This window comes from Stenotrophomonas sp. SMYL20, from assembly GCF_036320045.1.
In the GTDB taxonomy this organism is placed as follows: domain Bacteria; phylum Pseudomonadota; class Gammaproteobacteria; order Xanthomonadales; family Xanthomonadaceae; genus Stenotrophomonas; species Stenotrophomonas maltophilia_A.
Genome location: NZ_JAWIRT010000035.1, coordinates 17233 through 36876 on the forward strand (window position 1 = coordinate 17233; position 19644 = coordinate 36876).

General features: G+C 66.6%; 15 protein-coding genes and 5 tRNA genes. 5 read left to right on the forward strand and 15 right to left on the reverse strand.

The features are described from left to right. Positions 1-49: 49 nt before the first annotated feature. From V3B48_RS19575 to V3B48_RS19605, 7 genes are all read right to left on the reverse strand, one after another. Positions 50-125: transfer RNA gene (locus V3B48_RS19575), tRNA-Trp, on the reverse strand. A gap of 103 nt (positions 126-228) precedes the next feature. Next, on the reverse strand, positions 229-1419 hold the full coding sequence (gene tuf, locus V3B48_RS19580; protein WP_004154360.1) for an elongation factor Tu: 1191 nt from the start codon (positions 1417-1419) through the stop codon (positions 229-231). 41 nt (positions 1420-1460) lie between these two features. Then, positions 1461-1536 (reverse strand) — tRNA-Thr (locus V3B48_RS19585). Between the two features lie 49 nt (positions 1537-1585). Further along, a tRNA-Gly gene (locus V3B48_RS19590) sits at positions 1586-1659 on the reverse strand. 24 nt (positions 1660-1683) lie between these two features. Then, a tRNA-Tyr gene (locus V3B48_RS19595) sits at positions 1684-1769 on the reverse strand. Between the two features lie 137 nt (positions 1770-1906). Continuing rightward, on the reverse strand, positions 1907-2923 hold the full coding sequence (locus tag V3B48_RS19600) for an isoaspartyl peptidase/L-asparaginase (RefSeq protein ID WP_329894273.1): 1017 nt from the start codon (positions 2921-2923) through the stop codon (positions 1907-1909). Between the two features lie 105 nt (positions 2924-3028). Next, positions 3029-4048, reverse strand: coding sequence for a cyanophycinase (locus V3B48_RS19605; RefSeq protein ID WP_329894274.1), 1020 nt, complete (start codon positions 4046-4048; stop codon positions 3029-3031). Between the two features lie 170 nt (positions 4049-4218). On the opposite strand from V3B48_RS19605, the gene V3B48_RS19610 reads away from it, so the two are divergent. After that, positions 4219-6957: a TonB-dependent receptor gene (locus tag V3B48_RS19610; protein ID WP_329894275.1), complete on the forward strand. Its 2739-nt coding sequence runs from the start codon at positions 4219-4221 to the stop codon at positions 6955-6957. A gap of 589 nt (positions 6958-7546) precedes the next feature. Here the strand turns inward: V3B48_RS19610 and ychF are convergent. The 8 genes from ychF to V3B48_RS19650 form a co-directional block, all read right to left on the reverse strand. After that, complete coding sequence (gene ychF, locus V3B48_RS19615) at positions 7547-8638, reverse strand: redox-regulated ATPase YchF (protein WP_097050006.1); 1092 nt, start codon at positions 8636-8638, stop codon at positions 7547-7549. A 150-nt stretch (positions 8639-8788) separates the two neighbouring features. After that, positions 8789-9367, reverse strand: a complete 579-nt coding sequence (gene pth, locus V3B48_RS19620) for an aminoacyl-tRNA hydrolase (protein WP_049422892.1) — start codon at positions 9365-9367, stop codon at positions 8789-8791. A gap of 48 nt (positions 9368-9415) precedes the next feature. Next, a complete protein-coding gene (locus V3B48_RS19625) occupies positions 9416-10033 on the reverse strand; it encodes a 50S ribosomal protein L25/general stress protein Ctc (RefSeq protein ID WP_014036085.1) in 618 nt (205 codons plus the stop codon). 110 nt (positions 10034-10143) lie between these two features. After that, positions 10144-11103 (reverse strand): ribose-phosphate diphosphokinase, encoded by a 960-nt coding sequence (locus tag V3B48_RS19630; RefSeq protein WP_005415400.1) that lies wholly within the window; start codon positions 11101-11103, stop codon positions 10144-10146. Positions 11104-11242: 139 nt separating this feature from the next. Then, a tRNA-Gln gene (locus tag V3B48_RS19635) sits at positions 11243-11319 on the reverse strand. Between the two features lie 11 nt (positions 11320-11330). Continuing rightward, positions 11331-12200: a 4-(cytidine 5'-diphospho)-2-C-methyl-D-erythritol kinase gene (ispE, locus tag V3B48_RS19640; RefSeq protein ID WP_329894276.1), complete on the reverse strand. Its 870-nt coding sequence runs from the start codon at positions 12198-12200 to the stop codon at positions 11331-11333. After that, positions 12197-12856, reverse strand: coding sequence for a lipoprotein insertase outer membrane protein LolB (gene lolB / locus V3B48_RS19645; RefSeq protein ID WP_132809287.1), 660 nt, complete (start codon positions 12854-12856; stop codon positions 12197-12199). The genes ispE and lolB overlap by 4 nt, the downstream gene beginning before the upstream one ends. After that, positions 12853-14538, reverse strand: coding sequence for a tetratricopeptide repeat protein (locus V3B48_RS19650; protein ID WP_329894277.1), 1686 nt, complete (start codon positions 14536-14538; stop codon positions 12853-12855). Before V3B48_RS19650 ends, lolB begins: the two co-directional genes overlap by 4 nt. A 63-nt stretch (positions 14539-14601) precedes the next feature. On the opposite strand from V3B48_RS19650, the gene hemA reads away from it, so the two are divergent. From hemA to ppk2, 4 genes are read left to right on the forward strand one after another with little or no spacing between them, the layout of a single operon-like run. Beyond that, entirely contained in the window at positions 14602-15885 is a 1284-nt protein-coding gene (hemA, locus tag V3B48_RS19655) for a glutamyl-tRNA reductase (protein ID WP_329894278.1), read from the forward strand. Further along, on the forward strand, positions 15863-16945 hold the full coding sequence (gene prfA, locus V3B48_RS19660) for a peptide chain release factor 1 (protein ID WP_329894279.1): 1083 nt from the start codon (positions 15863-15865) through the stop codon (positions 16943-16945). Before hemA ends, prfA begins: the two co-directional genes overlap by 23 nt. Before the next feature lie 5 nt (positions 16946-16950). Beyond that, the gene (locus V3B48_RS19665) at positions 16951-18657 is read left to right on the forward strand and encodes a tetratricopeptide repeat protein (RefSeq protein WP_329894280.1); all 1707 of its coding nucleotides are present in this window, start codon (positions 16951-16953) and stop codon (positions 18655-18657) included. 46 nt (positions 18658-18703) lie between these two features. Then, positions 18704-19486 (forward strand): polyphosphate kinase 2, encoded by a 783-nt coding sequence (gene ppk2, locus V3B48_RS19670; protein WP_024957330.1) that lies wholly within the window; start codon positions 18704-18706, stop codon positions 19484-19486. Positions 19487-19644 lie beyond the last annotated feature (158 nt).

Consider the following 19644-nt stretch of genomic DNA (forward strand, 5'->3'; position numbering starts at 1 on the left):
CCGGCTGTGTCTGCTTTAGCGGCCCAGGCCGCTGGATAAGGTGGGCAGATGGCACGCCAGGAGGGACTCGAACCCCCAACCTGCGGTTTTGGAGACCGCTGCTCTGCCAATTGAGCTACTGGCGTACGTGTTGAAACTTGCCTTCCCTTAGACGGCGAAGGCGGACCGAGGTTCCCGGCCCGCCATTCGCGTAACCGGCGGCGCTATGCAACCACCGGTACTGCAGGTTTACTCGATGATCTTCGAGACCACGCCGGCGCCGACGGTACGGCCGCCTTCGCGGATGGCGAAGCGCAGGCCTTCGTCCATTGCCACCGGGTTGATCAGGGTGACGACCATCTTGACGTTGTCACCCGGCATCACCATTTCGACGCCTTCCGGCAGAGCAGCTGCACCGGTGATGTCGGTGGTGCGGAAGTAGAACTGCGGACGGTAGCCGTTGAAGAATGGGGTGTGACGGCCGCCCTCGTCCTTCGACAGGACGTAGACTTCGCCTTCGAACTTGGTGTGCGGCTTGATCGAACCCGGCTTGGCCAGAACCTGGCCACGCTCGACGTCGTCACGCTTGGTGCCGCGCAGCAGCAGGCCAGCGTTGTCGCCTGCCTGACCCTGGTCCAGCAGCTTGCGGAACATTTCAACGCCGGTCACGGTGGTCTTCTGCACCGGACGGATGCCGACGATTTCGATTTCGTCGCCAACCTTGATCACGCCGCGCTCGATACGACCGGTCACCACGGTGCCGCGGCCCGAGATCGAGAACACGTCTTCCACCGGCATCAGGAACGGCTTGTCGATCGCACGCTCCGGCTCCGGAATCCAGCTGTCCAGGGCATCGACCAGCTTCAGGATGGCCGGCACGCCGATGTCGCTCTGGTCGCCTTCCAGCGCCAGACGGGCCGAACCGGCGATGATCGGAGTGTCGTCGCCCGGGAAGTCGTACTTGCTCAGCAGCTCGCGCACTTCCATCTCGACCAGCTCGAGCAGCTCGGCGTCGTCAACCATGTCGGCCTTGTTCAGGAACACGACGATGTACGGCACGCCGACCTGACGCGACAGCAGGATGTGCTCGCGGGTCTGCGGCATCGGGCCGTCAGCGGCCGAGCACACCAGGATCGCGCCGTCCATCTGGGCGGCACCGGTGATCATGTTCTTGACGTAGTCAGCGTGGCCCGGGCAATCGACGTGGGCGTAGTGACGGACCGGGGATTCGTATTCGACGTGCGCGGTCGAGATCGTGATACCACGCGCCTTTTCTTCCGGCGCGGCGTCGATCGAGGAGTAGTCCTTGAACTCGCCACCGAAGCGCTCGGCACCGATCTTGGTCAGTGCGGCGGTCAGCGTGGTCTTGCCGTGGTCGACGTGACCGATGGTGCCGACATTGACGTGCGGCTTGGTGCGCTCGAACTTACCCTTGGCCATGGCTGCTTATCTCGAATTCGTCTGAGAGGTGATGCTTAAGATGGTGCTCACGAAAGGAATCGAACCTTCGACCTCTTCCTTACCAAGGAAGTGCTCTACCGACTGAGCTACGTGAGCCGAGTTTTGCATTATGACATGAACTCGATAATATTCAAAGTTCATTCAATGGAGCGGGAGACGGGAATCGAACCCGCACCATCAGCTTGGAAGGCTGAGGTTCTACCATTGAACTACTCCCGCGCCGGGAATGTCACAACGTGAAACTGGTGGAGGGAGGTGGATTCGAACCACCGAAGGCGTAAGCCAGCAGATTTACAGTCTGCCCCCGTTGGCCGCTTGGGTATCCCTCCTTACCACCCCATTCCGTTGCCGCCGAAGCGTTGCGGTGTGTGGTGGTGAGCCGCTTATTCTGCTGATGGGACGGGGGGCTGTCAACGCTTTTTTCCACTTTTTTCACACGCTGTCGCAAACCCATTGATACGCAAGGTTATTGCCCCGGCACCGCAAGGGTCTCGTTGGCGAAAATTGCGACATGAGGGACGCCGTCGCCGCCGATCCAGCCCCGATACATGCCCTGGGTGTTGAATGGCGTGGCGATTTTTCCGTCTGCAGCGAGCACGATCGCACCGCCGTCACCCCCCATCTGCGGAATCGTCTCGTTGATCACGCCCTTGCCGGCCTGTTCCGGCGTCTGCCCCTGGTAGCGCATGCGTGCGCAGATCTCGTGCGCGGCCGCGGTGCGGATGTAGTACTCGCCCCAGCCGGTGCCGGACACCGCACAGCGCGCATCGGCCCAGGTGCCTGCACCGATGATCGGCGAGTCACCCACCCGGCCATAGCGCTTGTTGGTCATGCCACCAGTGGAGGTACCGGCGGCCAGGTGCCCCTGCGCATCCAATGCGACCGCACCGACGGTCCCGAAGTGCTTTGCAGTCTCCAGGTCGGCATGCGCCTGGCCACTGGCCTCTTCTTTGAGTGCACGCTGCAGCTGCTGCCAACGCTTCTCCGTACGGAAGTAGGAGGGATCGACCAGAGACATCCCCTGCTCGACCGCGAAGGCTTCGGCGCCCTGCCCCACCATCATCACGTGCCTGGATTTCTGCATCACGGTCTGCGCCAGCAGGATCGGGTTGCGCACCCGCTGCACGCCGGCCACCGCGCCCGCCGCCTGGCTCGCGCCATCCATGACAGCCGCATCCAGCTCGTTATGGCCGTCGTGGGTGAACACCGCACCCTTGCCGGCGTTGAAGGTGGGATCGTCCTCCAGGACGGTGATCGCAGCGGTGACAGCAGCCAACGCGGGGCGACCCGCCGCCAGCTCCGCATGCCCCTTCAACAGGGCCGCCCGCAGCGCGTCACGTGCGGCCTTTTCCTCGGCCGGCGACAGGTCCTTGCGCTCGACGCCGGCGCCGCCGTGGATGACCAGCAGCGGTGAAGCCGCCGGTGCGGCCTGGGCAAGCATGGGCAGGGACAACAGTGCGGACAGCGCCAGGCGCAGTTTCATCGGGTACGTCTCCAGCAGAACGAGGGAATGGATTGCGGGGTAGTGCCGGCCGCTGGCCGGCAAGGGGCGCATCAGGGAAGGCGAGTTGCCGGCCAGCGGCTGGCACTACCGAAGCGTGAACTCAATCTCGCCGTCGCTGACGTCGGCCATCGCCTGGTAATCGGCCTCGGCCTGGAAATCGTCCAGGCGCATGCGGCTGCCGCTGGCGACCACCGTCACCGGCACTGCATGGAAGCGCAACGGCTCACCTTCGACCATGCGGTCCGCATCACGCCCTGGGCTGACCACCCAGACCTTGCCTTCGCCGTCGGCGCTGTAGACCTGTGCCTGGCCATCGGGCTCCACGCACAGGGCGGTGTCCTCGTCGACGCCGATGCCGACGATGTCGGGGTCGCCACTGTCCTGCGCGGCGCGCGCCACGAACACGATCAGGCGGCCGAGCCGATCGCGCTTGTCGAAGTGGGTGTCGGTGACCACGCGCTGCAGGTAGGGCATCTGCAGGAAGCCACTGTCCATGGTCACCGCACTGCCCATCGGGTCGGCCAGCGCACCGGCAGAGGTGATGCTGCCGCCGTCCATCGCGCCGTAGGCATAGCCACCGAGGATGGCCAGCCCGGCGCTGGTACCGGCAATCGGCTTGCCGGCGCGCACATGGGCATTGAGCGCGCGGTTGAGCGCGGTGCCCTTCCAGAAGCGGATGTAGCGCGACTGGTCACCACCGGCAATGAAGATGGCATCGGCCGCAGCCACCACGCGCAACACGGCCGGATCGTCGGCGCCGCGGCGGCTGTCGAAGACCAGCGTCTGCACCGCGGTGGTCCCGCCAATCTCGCGATACAGGCGGTCCTGCAGCTCGTCACTGCCAGATGCGCGCAGGATCAGCACGCGGCCGTTGCCGGCCTGCTTCAGCCACCAGTGAAAGGCCTCCGGCACCCATTCGCCACCGCCCATCAGCATCATGGCCGGCGCGCGCGGGCCGGGCCGGGGTGCGTCGAGATCCCCGGCTTCGTAGTAGGCGAAGCCCGGGCCCTGCAGGTCCTGCGCAAGGGCGGCCAACGGCACGGCCAACACCAGCAGCGCCAGCCAGGCGAAGGGGGCACGCAGGGTGCAATGGAGGCGTCGCATCTTGATCTCCCTGAACAAAATCGACTTGCAAGCGTTTTCACTCTTTGCCAGATAGGGACCCAGTAGTCAAGGGCATAAAAAAGGCGTTAAATGCGCGCGCCCATTCCGGAAATCTGAATGGGGGACAGGGCCCCTCCTCTGCGGGCCGGCTTCATTTCCGAGAATTCCTCATGCGTAGAAAGGCGATGGCGTGGTCGATCCAGCTGGCGTTGATGGGCGTGGCTGCTTCCGCGGCGGCCCAGGCACCGGCTTCCTCTTCGGTTCAACAACTGGATGCGGTGCAGGTCACCGGTTCGCGCATTCCGCGCGCCCAGGTGGAAGGCCCCGCCCCGATCACGGTGATCAGCGCCGAGCAGATCCGCTCCAGCGGCTTCACCAGCGTGCCCGACGTGCTGCGCTCGATGACCCAGAACGGCGGTGAGACGCAGAGCCAGCAGTCGTCCAGCGGCGCCGACTTCTCGCCGGGCGCCCAGCAGGTGGACCTGCGCGGGCTGGGCCCGAACCACACGCTGGTGCTGGTCAATGGCCGCCGCATCGCCGACTTCCCGATGCCGTTCAAGGGCCGCAGCAACTTCACCGATGTCTCCAACATTCCGCTGGGCATGATCGAGCGCATCGAAGTGCTGACCGGCAGTGCCTCGGCCATCTACGGTTCGGACGCGATCGCCGGCGTGGTCAACTTCATCCTGAAGAAGAAGGCCGACGGCACCACCGTCGACATGCGCATGGGCACCACCAGCGAAGGCGGTGGCGAGTCGTTCGACATGAGCCTGGCCAGTGGCTTCAGCCGTGGCAACTTCAACGCCGTGTACAGCGTTGAACTGCAGTCGCAGACCCCGCTGTGGGCGTACGAGCGCGATATCCAGGATTCGACCCAGGACGGCCCCACCGAGGGCTCACGCATCGCACGCCGCGCTTACCTGCGCACGGACTACAACGACGACTACCTGGATCCGGGCGCGGCCACCTGCGAAGCGCTGGCCGGGCAGAACCAGGGCAGCACCTACCGCGCCTACCGCCCGCGCTACGGTTACTACTGCGGCAGCGACAGCTCGATCGGCTACGGCACCATCCTCAGCAAGCGCCGCGGCGCCAATGGCTACGCCTCGCTGAGCTACGACTTCGACAACGGCCAGCAGTGGTTCGCCGATGTGCAGCTGGGCTACCACACGATGTCGCTGATGCGCGACGTCACCAAGTGGGGCCGCATGGACGCCAACGGCGATGAGTCGGGCTATTTCAACAACCAGGCCACCGGCGAGATCGAGTTCTGGCAGCGCCAGTTCTCGCCCGAGGAGATGGGTGGCCTGCGCAATGCAATGGTGCGCAGCACGCAGAAGACCTTCAGCGTGACCACCGGCTTCAAGGGCAACCTGGCCGGCAACTGGGACTACGAAGCGGCCCTGAGCCATTCGCAGTACCAGTCGCGGATCAGCTGGGCACAGATCATCGCCGCCAAAGCCAATGACCTGTTCCTGGGCCCGCAGCTGGGCGTGGACGACGACGGCTTCCCGATCTACAACGCCGACCCGTCGCGCCTGTACCGGCCGCTGACTCGCGCCGAGTACGATTCGATCGCGGCGCGCACCACCTACACCCCGAAGTCGCGCACCGAGACGGCTGCGTTCACGCTGACCAATTCCGCGCTGTTCGGCCTGCCGGGCGGTGATGCCGGCTTCGCCGCGACCGTGGAAGTGGGCCAGCAGGCGTACTCGCTGAACCCCGATCCGCTCGCGACCCAGTACTACTACTACAGCTGGAAGGATTCGGACGGCAACGGTTCGCGCAACCGCTGGGCCACAGCGGCCGAACTGCGCATGCCCCTGCACGAGACGGTCAACCTGAGCGTGGCAGGCCGCTACGACCAGTACCGCTATTCCGGCCACACCATCGGCAAGGCGACCTGGAGCGGTGGCCTGGAATGGCGCCCGATCGACACCCTGCTGGTGCGTGGTTCGTACGGCACCGCGTTCCGTGCGCCGGACCTCCACTACGTGTTCGCCGGCCCGGGCAACGACGAGACCAGCGCAGTGGACCTGTACAGCTGCCGCGCCGACGATGCCGCCGACTGTTCCGACTACGAGCACAACCTGATCCGCAGCCGCACCGGCAACCGCCAGCTCGACCCGGAAACCAGCACCTCGTGGAGTGCCGGCTTCGTCTGGTCGCCGGCGATCGGCCTGGACCTGTCGGTGGACTGGTTCGACATCGACATGCGCAAGCAGGTGCAGGACATGGACGTGCGCACGATCCTGGCCAGCGAAGCGAACTGCCGCCTCGGCAGTGCCGACATCAACTCGCCGACCTGCGTGGACGCGCTCGACCGCATCACCCGCACCAGTGATGGCCGCCTGTACGGCGTGCGTGTCGCCCCGATCAACGTCGCCCGCGAATCCACCTCCGGCATCGACATTGGCCTGCGCTACCGCCTGCAGACCGGCATCGGCGACTTCATCCTCAACGGCACCCACACCTGGGTGAAGAAGCACGATTTCCAGCGCTACCCCGGTGATCCGATCCAGGACCAGTTCGCGGTCAACAGCAACTTCGACATCCCGCGTACCAAGACCAGCCTGAGCGTGACCTGGGAGAAGGACGCGTGGTCGGCCACGGTCTATGGTTCGCGCCTGGGCAAGCTGCCGACCTCGGACAGCTACGACCAGGTATTCAAGTGGGACAGCGGTGACAGCCCGTACATCAAGGCAACCTACCGCTACAACGCGTCGCTGCAGTACCGCTTCGACGACCACTCGCGCCTGTCGCTGTCGGTGGTCAACGTGTTCAACAAGATGCCGCCGAAGGACGCCACGTACACCGCGTATCCGTACTACGACGTGTCCTGGTTCGACAGCGTCGGCCGCACCATCAACCTGCAGTACACCCACAAGTTCGGTGGCAGCGCGCTGTAAGGCACGCCGCATTGCAGAACGTGGACGACAGGGCCCGCCATTGGCGGGCCTTGTTGTTTGGGAACCTGGCTCTGGTAGATGCCCACCTTGGTGGGCACTGATCTGCCACGCGCCCACCAAGGTGGGCGACTACCAGAGCGGGCCACGCGGGTTTTCCACACCGCGCGTGGAAAGCGATGGGAACTTGGTGTGGACAAGTGGCCGCGAGGCTTGCAGTGCGGGCGTTTCCGGACGTGGTGATTTTTTGTCCATGCCCTTCGATTGTTTTCCACACCGGACGTGGAAAGCGATGGGAACTTGGTGTGGACAAGTGGGCGCGAGCATTGCAGCGCAGGCGTTTCGAAGCGTGGTGAAATTCTGTCCACGGTCCGACTGCACTGATCGGGGTCGGAGCCCTTTCCCGTGGAAAGGGATCCGCCCCCACGGTTTTCCACATCCGGCGTGGAAAGCGATGGGAGTTTGCTGTGGACAAGTGCCGGCAAACGTCGCACCGCAAGCGTTTCGCAGCCTGGTGCTTTTTTGTCCATCACCGGAAACGCGAACGCCCCGCACAAGGCGGGGCGTCCGGGGCCGATCCGTTGCTGCTGGATCAGACGTTGAAGCGGAAGTGCAGCACGTCGCCTTCCTGCACGCGGTACTCCTTGCCTTCCAGGCGCAGGCGACCGGCTTCCTTGGCACCGGCTTCGCCCTTGTACTTGATGAAGTCGTCATACGCGATGGTTTCAGCGCGGATGAAGCCCTTCTCGAAGTCGGTGTGGATGACCGCGGCGGCCTGCGGGGCGGTGGCGCCCTTGCGCACGGTCCACGCACGGACTTCCTTCACGCCAGCGGTGAAGTAGGTCTGCAGGCCGAGCAGGCTGTAGGCCGCGTTGATCACGCGGTTCAGGCCCGGCTCGCTCAGGCCCAGATCGGCCAGGAAGGTATCTCGGTCTTCGTCATCGAGCTGGGACAGCTCTTCTTCGATCGCGGCCGACACCGGCACCACCTGCGCGCCTTCGGCGGCGGCATGCGCGCGCACGGCTTCCAGGTGCGGGTTGTTCTCGAAACCGTCTTCCAGCACGTTGGCGATGTACATCACCGGCTTCAGGGTCAGCAGGAACAGATCGCGCACCAGCGCCTTCTCTTCCTCGTCCAGGCCCACCGAACGGCCGGACTTGCCGTCGGACAGCGCCGCCTGCAGCTTGGCCAGCACCGGCTTGCGCGCCGCGGCGTCCTTGTCACCACCCTTGGCCGCACGCTCGGCACGGTTCAGCGCCTTCTCGACGCTGTCCAGGTCGGCCAGCGCCAGCTCGGTATCGATGGTTTCGATGTCCGAGATCGGGTCGACCTTGTTGTTGACGTGGATGACGTCGGCGTTCTCGAAGCAGCGCACCACGTGGGTGATCGCATCGACTTCGCGGATGTGCGCCAGGAACTTGTTGCCCAGGCCTTCACCGCTGGCGGCACCGGCCACCAGGCCGGCGATGTCGACGAATTCGACTGCGGTCGGGATGACCTTCTGCGGGTTGATGATCGCTGCCAGCTCGTTCAGGCGCGGATCCGGCACCGGCACGATGCCGACGTTCGGTTCGATGGTGCAGAACGGGAAGTTCGCCGCGGCGATACCCGCCTTGGTCAGCGCATTGAACAGGGTCGACTTGCCGACGTTGGGCAGGCCGACGATGCCGCATTTGATACCCATGGGTGACAGCTCTCTGGGGTGAAAGTGATTGGTGAAACAGCGCGCGCGCTGCTTGGCCAATCCATCTCGGCGTTCAACATCTGCCAACCAAGGTTGGCAACTACCGGGCCGGTTGATGCCCGTTGCCGACCAGCGGTCGGCACCTACCGCTTATTTCGGGGTGTGCAGCCGCTTCATCGCTTCGCTGAAATCGCCCTGCACCGCCAGCGGCAGCACGTCGATCGCATCATCGATGGCGCGCGCGATCAGCACGTCGTCGTCCTTCGACGGGCGACCAAGCACCCAACCCACCACGCGGTCCTTGTGGCCGGGGTGGCCGATGCCCACGCGCAGGCGATGGAACTTTCCGTGGCCGAGCAGGCGGATGGTGTCGCGCAGGCCGTTCTGGCCACCGTGGCCACCGTCGAACTTCAGCCGCGCCACGCCGGGCGCCAGGTCCAGTTCGTCGTGGGCCAGCAGGGTTTCTTCCGGCTCGATCTTCCAGAACCGCTGTGCGGCGGTGACCGACTTGCCGCTGAGGTTCATGAAGGTGGCGGGCTTGAGCAGCCACACCGTCTGCCCGGCGATCTCGACCTTGGCGGTCTCACCGAACAGCTTGCTGTCCACATTCCATCGTGCACCGGCTTTTTCCGCCAGGGCCTCAACGAAATGAAACCCGGCATTGTGCCGGGTCCGGGCGTGTTCCGATCCGGGGTTGCCCAGACCGACGATCAGTCGCAGTCCTGCCATGGTTCCTTCCAATACGGTGCCTGCCCGGAGGCAGGCACCGTAGCGGTATTACTCGGCGGCAGCCGCTTCTTCGTCAGCCGCGTCGGCCTTGCCGGCCTTGGCGGTGACGATGGCGTCGTCGTGGTCCTTGCCCAGCGCCAGGGCCGGGATTTCCACGCCCTTCGGCAGCTTGATGTTGGACAGGTACACCACGTCACCGGCCTTCAGCTCGCCCAGGTCGACTTCGATCGACTCCGGCAGGTCCTTCGGCAGGCAGGTGATGGTCACTTCCTTCAGTTCGTGGGTGACCACGACGTCGGCAGCCTTGCCGGCCGGCGAGGTGTCTTCGTTGATGAAGTGCAGCGGGACCGAAGCGGTCAGGGCTTCGTTCTCGTTCACGCGCTGGAAGTCCAGGTGCATGATCAGCTGCTTGTACGGATGGCGCTGCATGTCACGCAGCAGGACCTTCTGCACCTGGCCGTCCAGGTTCAGGTCCAGGATCGAGGCATAGAACCACTCGTTCTGCTGGGCCAGCCAGATTTCGTTGTGGTCCAGGCTGATGGCGACCGGCTCGGCGTTGCCGCCGTACACGATGGCCGGGATCACACCAGCGTGACGCAGGCGGCGGCTCGCACCCTTACGCTGCAGTTCACGCTTGGTGACCTTGATTTCATGGGTCTTCGACATTTTCGACTACTCAGGTTGTTGCCGCGCCTTGCGGCGTGGCGGTTGAAGATGCTTCCGCGACCAGAAGCACCCGGGGTATGTCCCCGCCGTTGCCGGCAGGGACGAAAAACTCAGTCGACGTACAGCGAGCTGACCGACTCGCCGAAGGCGATGCGGCGCATCGTTTCGGCCAGCATTTCCGCCACGCTCAGCTGGCGGATCTTGCTGCACACCCGCGCTGCGTCCTTCAGCGGGATGGTGTCGGTCACCACCAGCTCGTCGAGCTGGGAATTGGTGATGTTGTCCACCGCCGGGCCCGACAGCACCGCATGGGTGCAGTAGGCGGCGACCTTGAGCGCACCGCGCGCCTTCAGGGCAGCGGCAGCGGCGCACAGGGTGCCGGCGGTATCGACGATGTCATCGACCATCACGCAGGTCTTGCCTTCGACGTCACCGATGATGTTCATCACGGTGGAGACGTTGGCGCGCGGGCGGCGCTTGTCGATGATCGCCAGATCGGCGTCATCCAGGCGCTTGGCGACCGCACGGGCGCGGACCACGCCGCCCACGTCCGGCGACACAACGATCAGGTTCTCGGTGCCGTAGGCGCGCCAGATGTCGGCCAGCAGCAGCGGGGACGCATACACGTTGTCCACCGGAATATCGAAGAAGCCCTGGATCTGGTCGGCGTGCAGGTCGACGGTCAGCACGCGATCAGCGCCAGCGGTGCTGAACATCTTCGCCGCCAGCTTGGCGGTGATCGGCACGCGCGAGGAACGCATGCGGCGATCCTGGCGCGAGTAGCCGAAGTACGGCACCACGGCGGTCACGCTGGCCACCGATGCGCGCTTGAGCGCGTCGATCAGCACCAGCAGTTCCATCAGGTTTTCCGCGCTCGGCGCGCAGGTCGGCTGGATCACGAACACGTCCTGCTTGCGGACGTTCTCTTCGATTTCCACCTGCACTTCACCATCGGAGAAGTGCGAGACCAGCGCCTTGCCCGGGCGAACCCCCAGTTCCTTGCAGATGTTCTGCGCCAGACGTTTGTTGGCGTTGCCGGAAAAGACCAGCAGGTTCGGGGACTCTTGCATCATGATTGTCTCGGGCGGGGACGAGTGGCGGGGATCCGGAGTCGGCAAGGACCCGATGGACCCTTGCTGCTGACAACACCGCGGTTGTTTCCACGTCCCGCGCAGGTGATGCGCTGGAAGGCGCGGACACAGCCGCTATTGGCAGGGGCGGTAGGATTCGAACCTACGAATGCCAGGATCAAAACCTGGTGCCTTGGGCCTCTTGGCGACGCCCCTGCATTGATAAATCAGTGTTGCTCGAGTGCATCCAGCAGTGGCGAACGCGCAACGCCCGCTGCCACCCTTGCCCGCAACTCCTTCGGCAACTTCGACCGTCCCTGCTCTGCGGCAGACTGCGATGCGAACTCGACGAAACAACCACTTCCCGAACCGGTCAGCCGCGCCGTGCCGATGTCGCTCAACGCTGCGAACGCTGCCTCGACGGCAGGCTCACGGCGGCGCAGCACCGGTTCGAACGCGTTCCCGACCAGGGTTCCGGAAGCGAAGTCCTCTATTTTCGCCACTGGGCTGTCGCGCGTCAAATCCGGGTCTGCGAACAGGGCCGGGGTGGGAACATGAACGCCCGGTTCAACCACCACATACCAGGCCGGTTCCAGCACGATCGGCTGCAGGCGCTCGCCCACCCCTTCGGCCCAGGCATTGCGCCCGCGCACGAACACCGGCACGTCCGCACCCAGGCGCAGGCCCAGCGCGGCAAGCGCGTCCTCGTCCAGACCGGCCCGCCACAGGCGGTTCAGCACCACCAGCACGGTGGCGGCATCGGACGAACCGCCGCCGAAGCCGCCACCGGCAGATACATGCTTTTCAACGACGATGTTCGCACCTTGCGCGACATTTGCCACTTCTTTGAGCAATCGCGCGGCACGCACCGCCAGATCATCGGCCTCGGCCACGCCAGCCAGCCCCTCGCCCTCACGTCGCACCTGGCCGTCTTCACGCAGGCGCAGGCCGATGCGGTCGCCCCAGTCCAGCAGCCGGAACACGGTCTGCAGCTCGTGGTAACCGTCGGCGCGGCGGCCGGTGATGTGCAGGAACAGGTTCAGCTTGGCCGGGGCCGGCCACCAGGACCAGCCCGCGTCGTCGACTGCCCCGCTCATGGCGCGCCCTGCCCCCACTGGTCCACCAGCAGGCGTACCTTGGCGTCGCCATTGCTGGCTTCGATCCGGCGCGGCAACGCCGGGTGCCCGGCCTCGGCCGGGTACCAGTCCAGGTACTGCACCTGCCAGCCCATCTGCTGCATGCGACGCGGCCGGCCTTCACCGTCGCGCTCGACCTTCTCCGGGCCAGCGGCGTCGCCGGCCACCAGGCCACGGATCCACTCCGGCAGCTGGTTGACCGGAATGTCCCAGCCGGTCGCCTCCAGCAGCAGCTGCTGGGCGTCCTCGCCATCGCGCGGACCGCCGGCCAGCCCTTCCAGGCGGCCAGCTTCGGAATGGGTATCGCCGGTCAGCTTCCAGCTCTGCCGGGTCACCGGCGCGCTCAGCTCGACCACATAACGGCGCCCTTCCTGCTTCCAGTCGATGCGACCGCTGCCACCGTCCTTGCCCTTGCTGACCGCGACCCGGCCCTGGAAGGCCCAGTCCGGCTGTGCCTGCAGCGCGGCCACGCGTGCGGCCTCGGCCTGCGCCGCTTCGGCCGAAACGATCTCGACCACCGCCGGCGCCGGGGTCTTCTGCGTGCCCACGCTGGTGCAGGCGCTGACCGCCAGGGTCGCGGCCGCCAACAGCAGCGGCCGGATCAGGGAAACACTCATGGATTGAATTTCTCGCGGGCGCGCAGCAGCGCGCGGTTTTCAGGGTCGAGCTTGGCCGCTTCCTCGAAGAAATGACGGGCCTCATCGTGCTTGCCCAGCACCCACAGCACTTCGCCAACGTGCGAAGCGATCTCCGGGTCCTTGGCCAGGGTCCAGGCCCGGCGCAGCTGCACCAGTGCCTCTTCCTTGCGGCCCAGGCGATACAGCACCCAGCCGTAGCTGTCGACGATGGCGGCGTTGTCCGGTTCGGCCACGCGGGCGCGGTCGATCAGCTCCAGTGCTTCCTGCAGGCGGCCGGTGCGATCGGCCAGGGTGTAACCCAGCGCGTTCAAAGCCGGCACGTTCTCCGGCTCGGTCACCAGGATCTTGCGCAGATCCGCCTCGGCGCGCGGGATATCGTCGCGGCGTTCCCAGGTGAGCGCACGGGCGTACAGCAGGCCGTTGTCATCCGGGTAAGCGGCCAGGCCGCGGGCCAGCGCATCCAGTTCACCGGCGCTGTCGTCGGCGCGCTGGCGCAGCTCGGCTTCCAGCAGGTAGGCGTCGCGGCGCACATCGTCGTCGACCACCGCATCGGACTGGATCGCATGCACTTCGTCCAGCGCCAGCGGCAGGCGCCCGGCCAGGGCCTGGGCATTGGCTGCGCGCAGGCGCGCTTCGCTCAGCTCATCGCCACCGGGCACGCTGTGGTACCACTGCACTGCCTCGGGATAACGCTTCAGGTACTCGGCGATCTTGCCCAGCAGCAGGCGCTGCGCCGGGTCCGGCTTGGCCGCCTGCCGCGACAGTTCGTTGTAGAGATTGGACAGCGCGGCCTTGTCGCCCTGCTTGGCCAGCAGCGAGGCGCGCATGCCCCAGGTCTGCACGTCCTGCGGGCCGAACGCCAGCACGCGCTCGGCGGCGGACGGCTGGCCGAGACTGTCATAGGCAATGGCCACCGCATTGCGCAGTTCCGGGTCCTGGCGGGTCTTCGGCTCCACATCGTGCAGCAGCGACAACGCCTTGCCGGTCTCGCCCGCCTGCTGCAGCTGGCTGGCACGCAGCAGCGCCACACGTGGCTCTTCCGGGAAGCGCTTGACCACTTCATCGATCATGCGCCGGGCCAGCTCGGGCTTTTCCATGCGCAGGGCAAGGCGGCCAAACTCCTGCCAGGCTTCGATCTTCGGCGGAATGGCATTGGCGTCGACCAGCTCACCCAGCACCTGCGCGGGCACCGCCGGATCACGGCCGCCACCGATCAGTGCGGCCAGGGCGAACTTCCAGCCGCGCTCGTCGGGGTCGGCCAGCAGGCCCTGCAGTTCGGTGCGGGCCGCCTTCACATCGCCCTGGCGCATGGCCAGCGCACCGGCCGCACTGCGCATGGTCAACGAACGCGGGGCGCGCTGCTGCCACAGGGCCAGGCCCTTGGCGGCGCTGGCATCATCGTTGGCGAGCATGGAAATGCGGGTCGCGCGCTCGGCCAGGCCGGCGTCGCCGTCGGTCTGCTGGGCCGCCTGCAGGTACCAGCGCGCGGCCTCGGCCAGCTTGCCGGCCTGCAGGGCGAACTCACCGGCCATCACCGGTTCCAGCGCCAGTTCCTCAGTGGCCGGGGCCCGTACGGGGGCCTTGGCCGGCACCGCCGCCAGGGCCTGGCTGCAGGCCAGGGACAGCAGCAGAACACTGGGGATGCGAATCAATGCGGGCATCGTCGGCATCGGGGCCTTAAAATGTCGTCCAATGGCCAGCAGCTTATCGCAAGCAACTGAACAATGACCCTGTGGGTGCTCGGACTGAATCACCAGACCGCACCGGTGGAGCTGCGCGAACGCGCGGCCTTCGCCGGTGAGGCATTGCCGCGCGCGCTCGGTTCGCTGCGCGATACCCCGCACATCGCCGAGGCGGTGCTGCTGTCCACCTGCAACCGCACCGAGCTGTACGCCGTGGCCGATTCGGCACAGGCGCTGGACCAGTGGCTGCACAGCCAGGCCGGCGACCTGCAGGGCTACCTGTACCAGCACGCCGACGCCGAGGCCGTGCGCCACCTGTTCCGGGTCGCCACCGGGCTGGACTCGATGGTGCTGGGTGAACCGCAGATCCTCGGCCAGGTGAAGGATGCCTGGTCGACCGCGCGCGACCATGGCCTGCTCGGCCAACGCCTGGACCGCCTGTTCCAGCAGACCTTCTCGGTGGCCAAGCGTGCGCGCACCGATACCCAGGTCGGCGCCAACCCGGTATCGGTGGCGTCGGCTGCTGTGCGCCTGGCGCAGAACGCGTTCGCGCGGCTGGACGATTCCACCGTACTGCTGGTCGGTGCCGGCGAGACCATCGAACTGGCTGCACGGCACCTGAGCGAAGGCAAGGTACGCCGGCTGCTGATCGCCAACCGCACCCTCGCCCACGCGCAGGAACTGGCCAGCCGACATGGTGGCGTGGCGCTGCCGCTGACCGAACTGGACCGCCACCTGGGTGAGGCCGACGTGGTGTTCTCGGCCACCGCTGCGCGCGAACCGGTGATCCACCGCGAAATGGTGGCCAAGGCCCTGCGCGCGCGCCGGCACAAGCCGATGCTGCTGTTCGACCTGGCCGTACCGCGCGACATCGAGGCCGAGGTCGGCACGCTCAACGACGCCTTCCTCTACACGGTTGATGACCTGGAACGCGCGGTGGAAGACAACCGCCGTGGCCGCCGCGAGGCCGCCGCCGAAGCCGAGGCGATCATCGACCTGCAGGTGTCGCGCTTCGTCGAGACCCAGCAGGCCAGCGCCCATCAGGCGCCGCTGCGGCAGCTGCGCGCGTTCGGCGAAGCCACCCGTGCCGAGCTGCTGGAGCGCGCACGCCAGCAACTGGCCAACGGCAAGCCGGCCGACGAAGTGCTGGAGCTGCTTGCCCACGGCCTGACCAACCGCCTGCTGCATCCGCCGACCGCCGCCCTGCGTGCGGCCGCGCTGAGTGGCGATGCCGACCTGACCCGCGCCGCCGAGCGCCTGTTCCCGGCCGCGCCGGGTTACCGCCACCCACCCGTGAGACCCGATGACGCCGACCCTGCGCCGTAAGCTGGAAGCGCTGGCCGAGCGCCGCGAAGAACTGGAACGCCTGCTCGCCGAACCCGATGTGGTCGCCGACAACACTCGTTTCCGCGACCTTTCGCGCGAATTCGCCCAACTTGAACCGATCGCCATCGCCCTGGCCGATGAAGCCCGTGCCAAGGCCGATCTGGCCGCCGCCGAAGGCATGCGCGCCGACCTGGACCTGCGCGAGCTGGCCGATGAGGAAATCGCTGCTGCACAGGCGCGCCTGCAGGAACTGGAGCAGGAGCTGGCGCTGCTGCTGGTGCCGCGCGACCCGCGCGACGAGGGCAACCTGTTCCTGGAAGTGCGCGCCGGCACCGGCGGCGACGAAGCCGCGATTTTCGCCGGCGACCTGTTCCGCATGTACGCCCGCTACGCCGAGCGCCAGGGCTGGAAGGTCGAGATTGAATCGGACAGCCCGGGCGAGCATGGCGGCTACAAGGAAGTGGTGGCGCGCGTGGTCGGGCGTGGCGCGTTCTCGCGCCTGAAGTTCGAATCGGGCACGCACCGCGTGCAGCGCGTGCCGGCCACCGAATCGCAGGGCCGCATCCATACCTCTGCGGCCACCGTGGCGATCATTCCCGAGGCCGATGAGGTCGATGACATCGTCATCAACCCGGCCGACCTGAAGGTGGATACGTTCCGTTCGTCCGGTGCCGGCGGCCAGCACGTCAACAAGACCGAATCGGCCATCCGCATCACCCACGTGCCGACCGGCGTGGTGGTGGAATGCCAGACCGAGCGCAGCCAGCACGCCAACCGCGACAAGGCGATGAAGCGCCTGAAGGCACAGCTGCTCGATGCCGAGCGCCAGCGCCAGGACGCGGCGCAGGCCGAGTCGCGGCGCCTGCAGGTGGGCAGCGGTGACCGCAGCCAGCGCATCCGCACCTACAACTTCCCGCAGGGCCGGATCACCGACCACCGCGTGGAAGGCCTGACCCTGTACGACCTGCCCAACGTGCTGGCCGGCGACCTCGACCCGCTGCTGCAGCGGCTCAGCCACGAGCACCAGGTCGACGCCCTGGCCCAGTTGTCGGCGGGCTGAGTCGCATGTCGGCCTGGCAGCAGCGGCAGCACCTGCAACAGGCGATTGCACGCCAGCCGGGCGACTTCGTCGCCTGGGTGATGCTGGCGGACCTGGAACTGGAAGCCGGCGACATCGCCGCCGGCGAGCAGGCCGCGCGCCGTGCACTGCAGCTGCGCCCGAACCACCCTGAAGCGCTGGCGCGGCTGGGCCGCGTGGCCTGGATGGCCGGCGCGCATGCCGATGCGGCGAAACTGCTCGGCCAGGCCTCGGCGTTGGCCCCGCAGCACCCGGGCATTGCCCTGTGGCTGGGCCATGCGCTGGAAGATGCCGATGATGCCGAAGGCGCGGCGGCAGCCTATCGCCGTGCGCATGCACTGATGCCGGGCGAACCCTATATCGCCGCCCAGCGCCTGGCCTGGCAGCGTCGCCTGTGCGACTGGCAGGACGTGGACGCGCTGGCGGCACAGGTACGTGGTGCACTTGCCTCTGGGCAGGGCGTGGTCGAACCGTTCGCGTTCCTCAGCGAAGATGCCAGCGCAGCCGAGCAGTTGGCCTGCGCGCGTGCCCGTGCATCCGCCGTTGCCGCTTCAGTGCGGCCGTTGCCGCCAGTGAAGGTGCGTTCCCAGGGCCCGCTGCGGGTCGGCTTCCTTTCCAATGGTTTCGGCGCCCATCCCACCGGATTGTTGACCGTGGCCCTGTTCGAGCAGTTGCGTCATGACCCGGCGTTGCAGCTGCACCTGTTCGCGTTGAACCACGATGACGGCAGCCGCATCCGCCAGCGCCTGCAGGTGGCCACGCAGCTGCATGATGTGGCCGCGCTGCGCCATGCAGACACTGCTGCACGCATCCGCGCACAGGGCATCGACCTGCTGTTCGACCTGCGCGGCTGGGGCGGCGGCGGTACGCCGGAAGTGCTGGCGATGCGCCCTGCCCCGCTGCAGTTGAACTGGCTGGCCTATCCCGGCACGTCCGGTGCGCCGTGGATGGATGCGGTGATCGGCGACAGCTTCGTTCTGCCGCCGTCACTGGAACCCCACTACAGCGAGCGCGTACTGCGCCTGCCGCGTGCGTTCCAGCCCTCGGACAACACCCGCTTGCTCGAACCGGCACCGTCCCGGGCCGAGTGCGGCCTGCCCGAACAGGGCGTGGTGTTCTGCTGCTTCAACAACAGCTACAAGCTCAATCCACGCAGCATGGGCCGCGCCTTCGCGGTGCTGCAGGCGGTGCCCGGCAGCGTACTGTGGCTGCTGTCCGGTCCCGGCCAGGCCGACGCGCGCCTGCGCAGCGCCGCACAGGCCGCTGGCCTGGATCCGGCACGCCTGGTGTTCATGGCCAAGCTGCCACATCCGCAGTACCTGGCTCGCTATCCGCTGGCCGACCTGTTCCTCGACACGCATCCGTACAACGCGCACACCACCGCGTCCGACGCACTATGGGCCGGCTGCCCGGTGCTGACCTGCCCCGGCGACACCTTCGCCGCGCGCGTGGCCGGCAGCCTCAATCACCATCTGGGGCTGGCACGGATGAATGTCGCCGACGATGCGGCATTCATCGCCACCGCCAGTACGCTGGGCAATGACCCGGCAGCACTGGCAGTGTTGCACGCCGAGCTGGCGCAGGCACGCGAGCGCAGTGGATTGTTCGACATGGCCAGCTTCGCCCGCGACCTGTCGGCGCTGCTGCAGCGACTGGCCGGCGAGCATGGCTGGCAGGGCCTCGACATCGCCTGAGCGATCCCTGCGCTACGCTCGGGCTTCCTCCCCGCGTGGTGTGATGATGGCCAAGCTCAAGCGCAAGGACTACGACGAACTGCTGCTGCCGCTGCAGCTGGAACTGACCGCGATGGCGCGCTGGGTACAGCACAGCGGGCAACGCCTGCTGGTGCTGTTCGAAGGCCGTGATACCGCAGGCAAAGGCGGCGCGATCCAGGCCATCAGCCAGCACCTCAACCCACGCCAGTGCCGGGTGGTGGCACTGCCCAAGCCCACCGACCGCGAAGCCACCCAGTGGTATTTCCAGCGCTACGCCTCGCACCTTCCTGCCGCCGGCGAGATCGTGCTGATGGACCGCAGCTGGTACAACCGTGCCGGCGTGGAGCGGGTGATGGGCTACTGCAGCGAAACCGAGTACCAGCAGTTCCTGCATCAGGCGCCGGTATTCGAGCAACTGCTGGTGGACGACGGCATCCTGCTGTTCAAGTACTGGCTGTGCGTGGATCAGGAACAGCAGGAAAAACGCTTCGCCGAGCGCCACCTCGATCCGCTGAAGGGCTGGAAGCTCTCCCCGGTGGACCTGAAATCCCGCAGCAAGTACAGCGCCTACACCGAGGCCCGCGAGGCGATGCTGCGCGCGACGCATCGCGAGGCGGCACCGTGGACGCTGGTGGATTTCAACGACCAGCGGTTGGGCCGGCTGACGCTGGTGCGCAACCTGCTGGACCGGTTGCCGGACACGCGGGTGGATGCGCCGTTGCCGGAGCTGCCGAAGCTGAAGGGCAAGCTGCATCGCGAGCACTACGATGTACTGAAGCCGATCGAGGACTTCCCGGTCGAAGATTAGGGTGGGTCGGCAGGGCCTGCGGCCCTGCACCTGCTCAACGCAACGGCAACAGCAACAGCGGCTATCCGCGGGATGGCGGGGCGGTGTGGGTGGGCAGGACACGCCGTAGACCCGTCCATGGGGGCTCGATGGCGCCATCCATGGCGCCAACGGTCCTG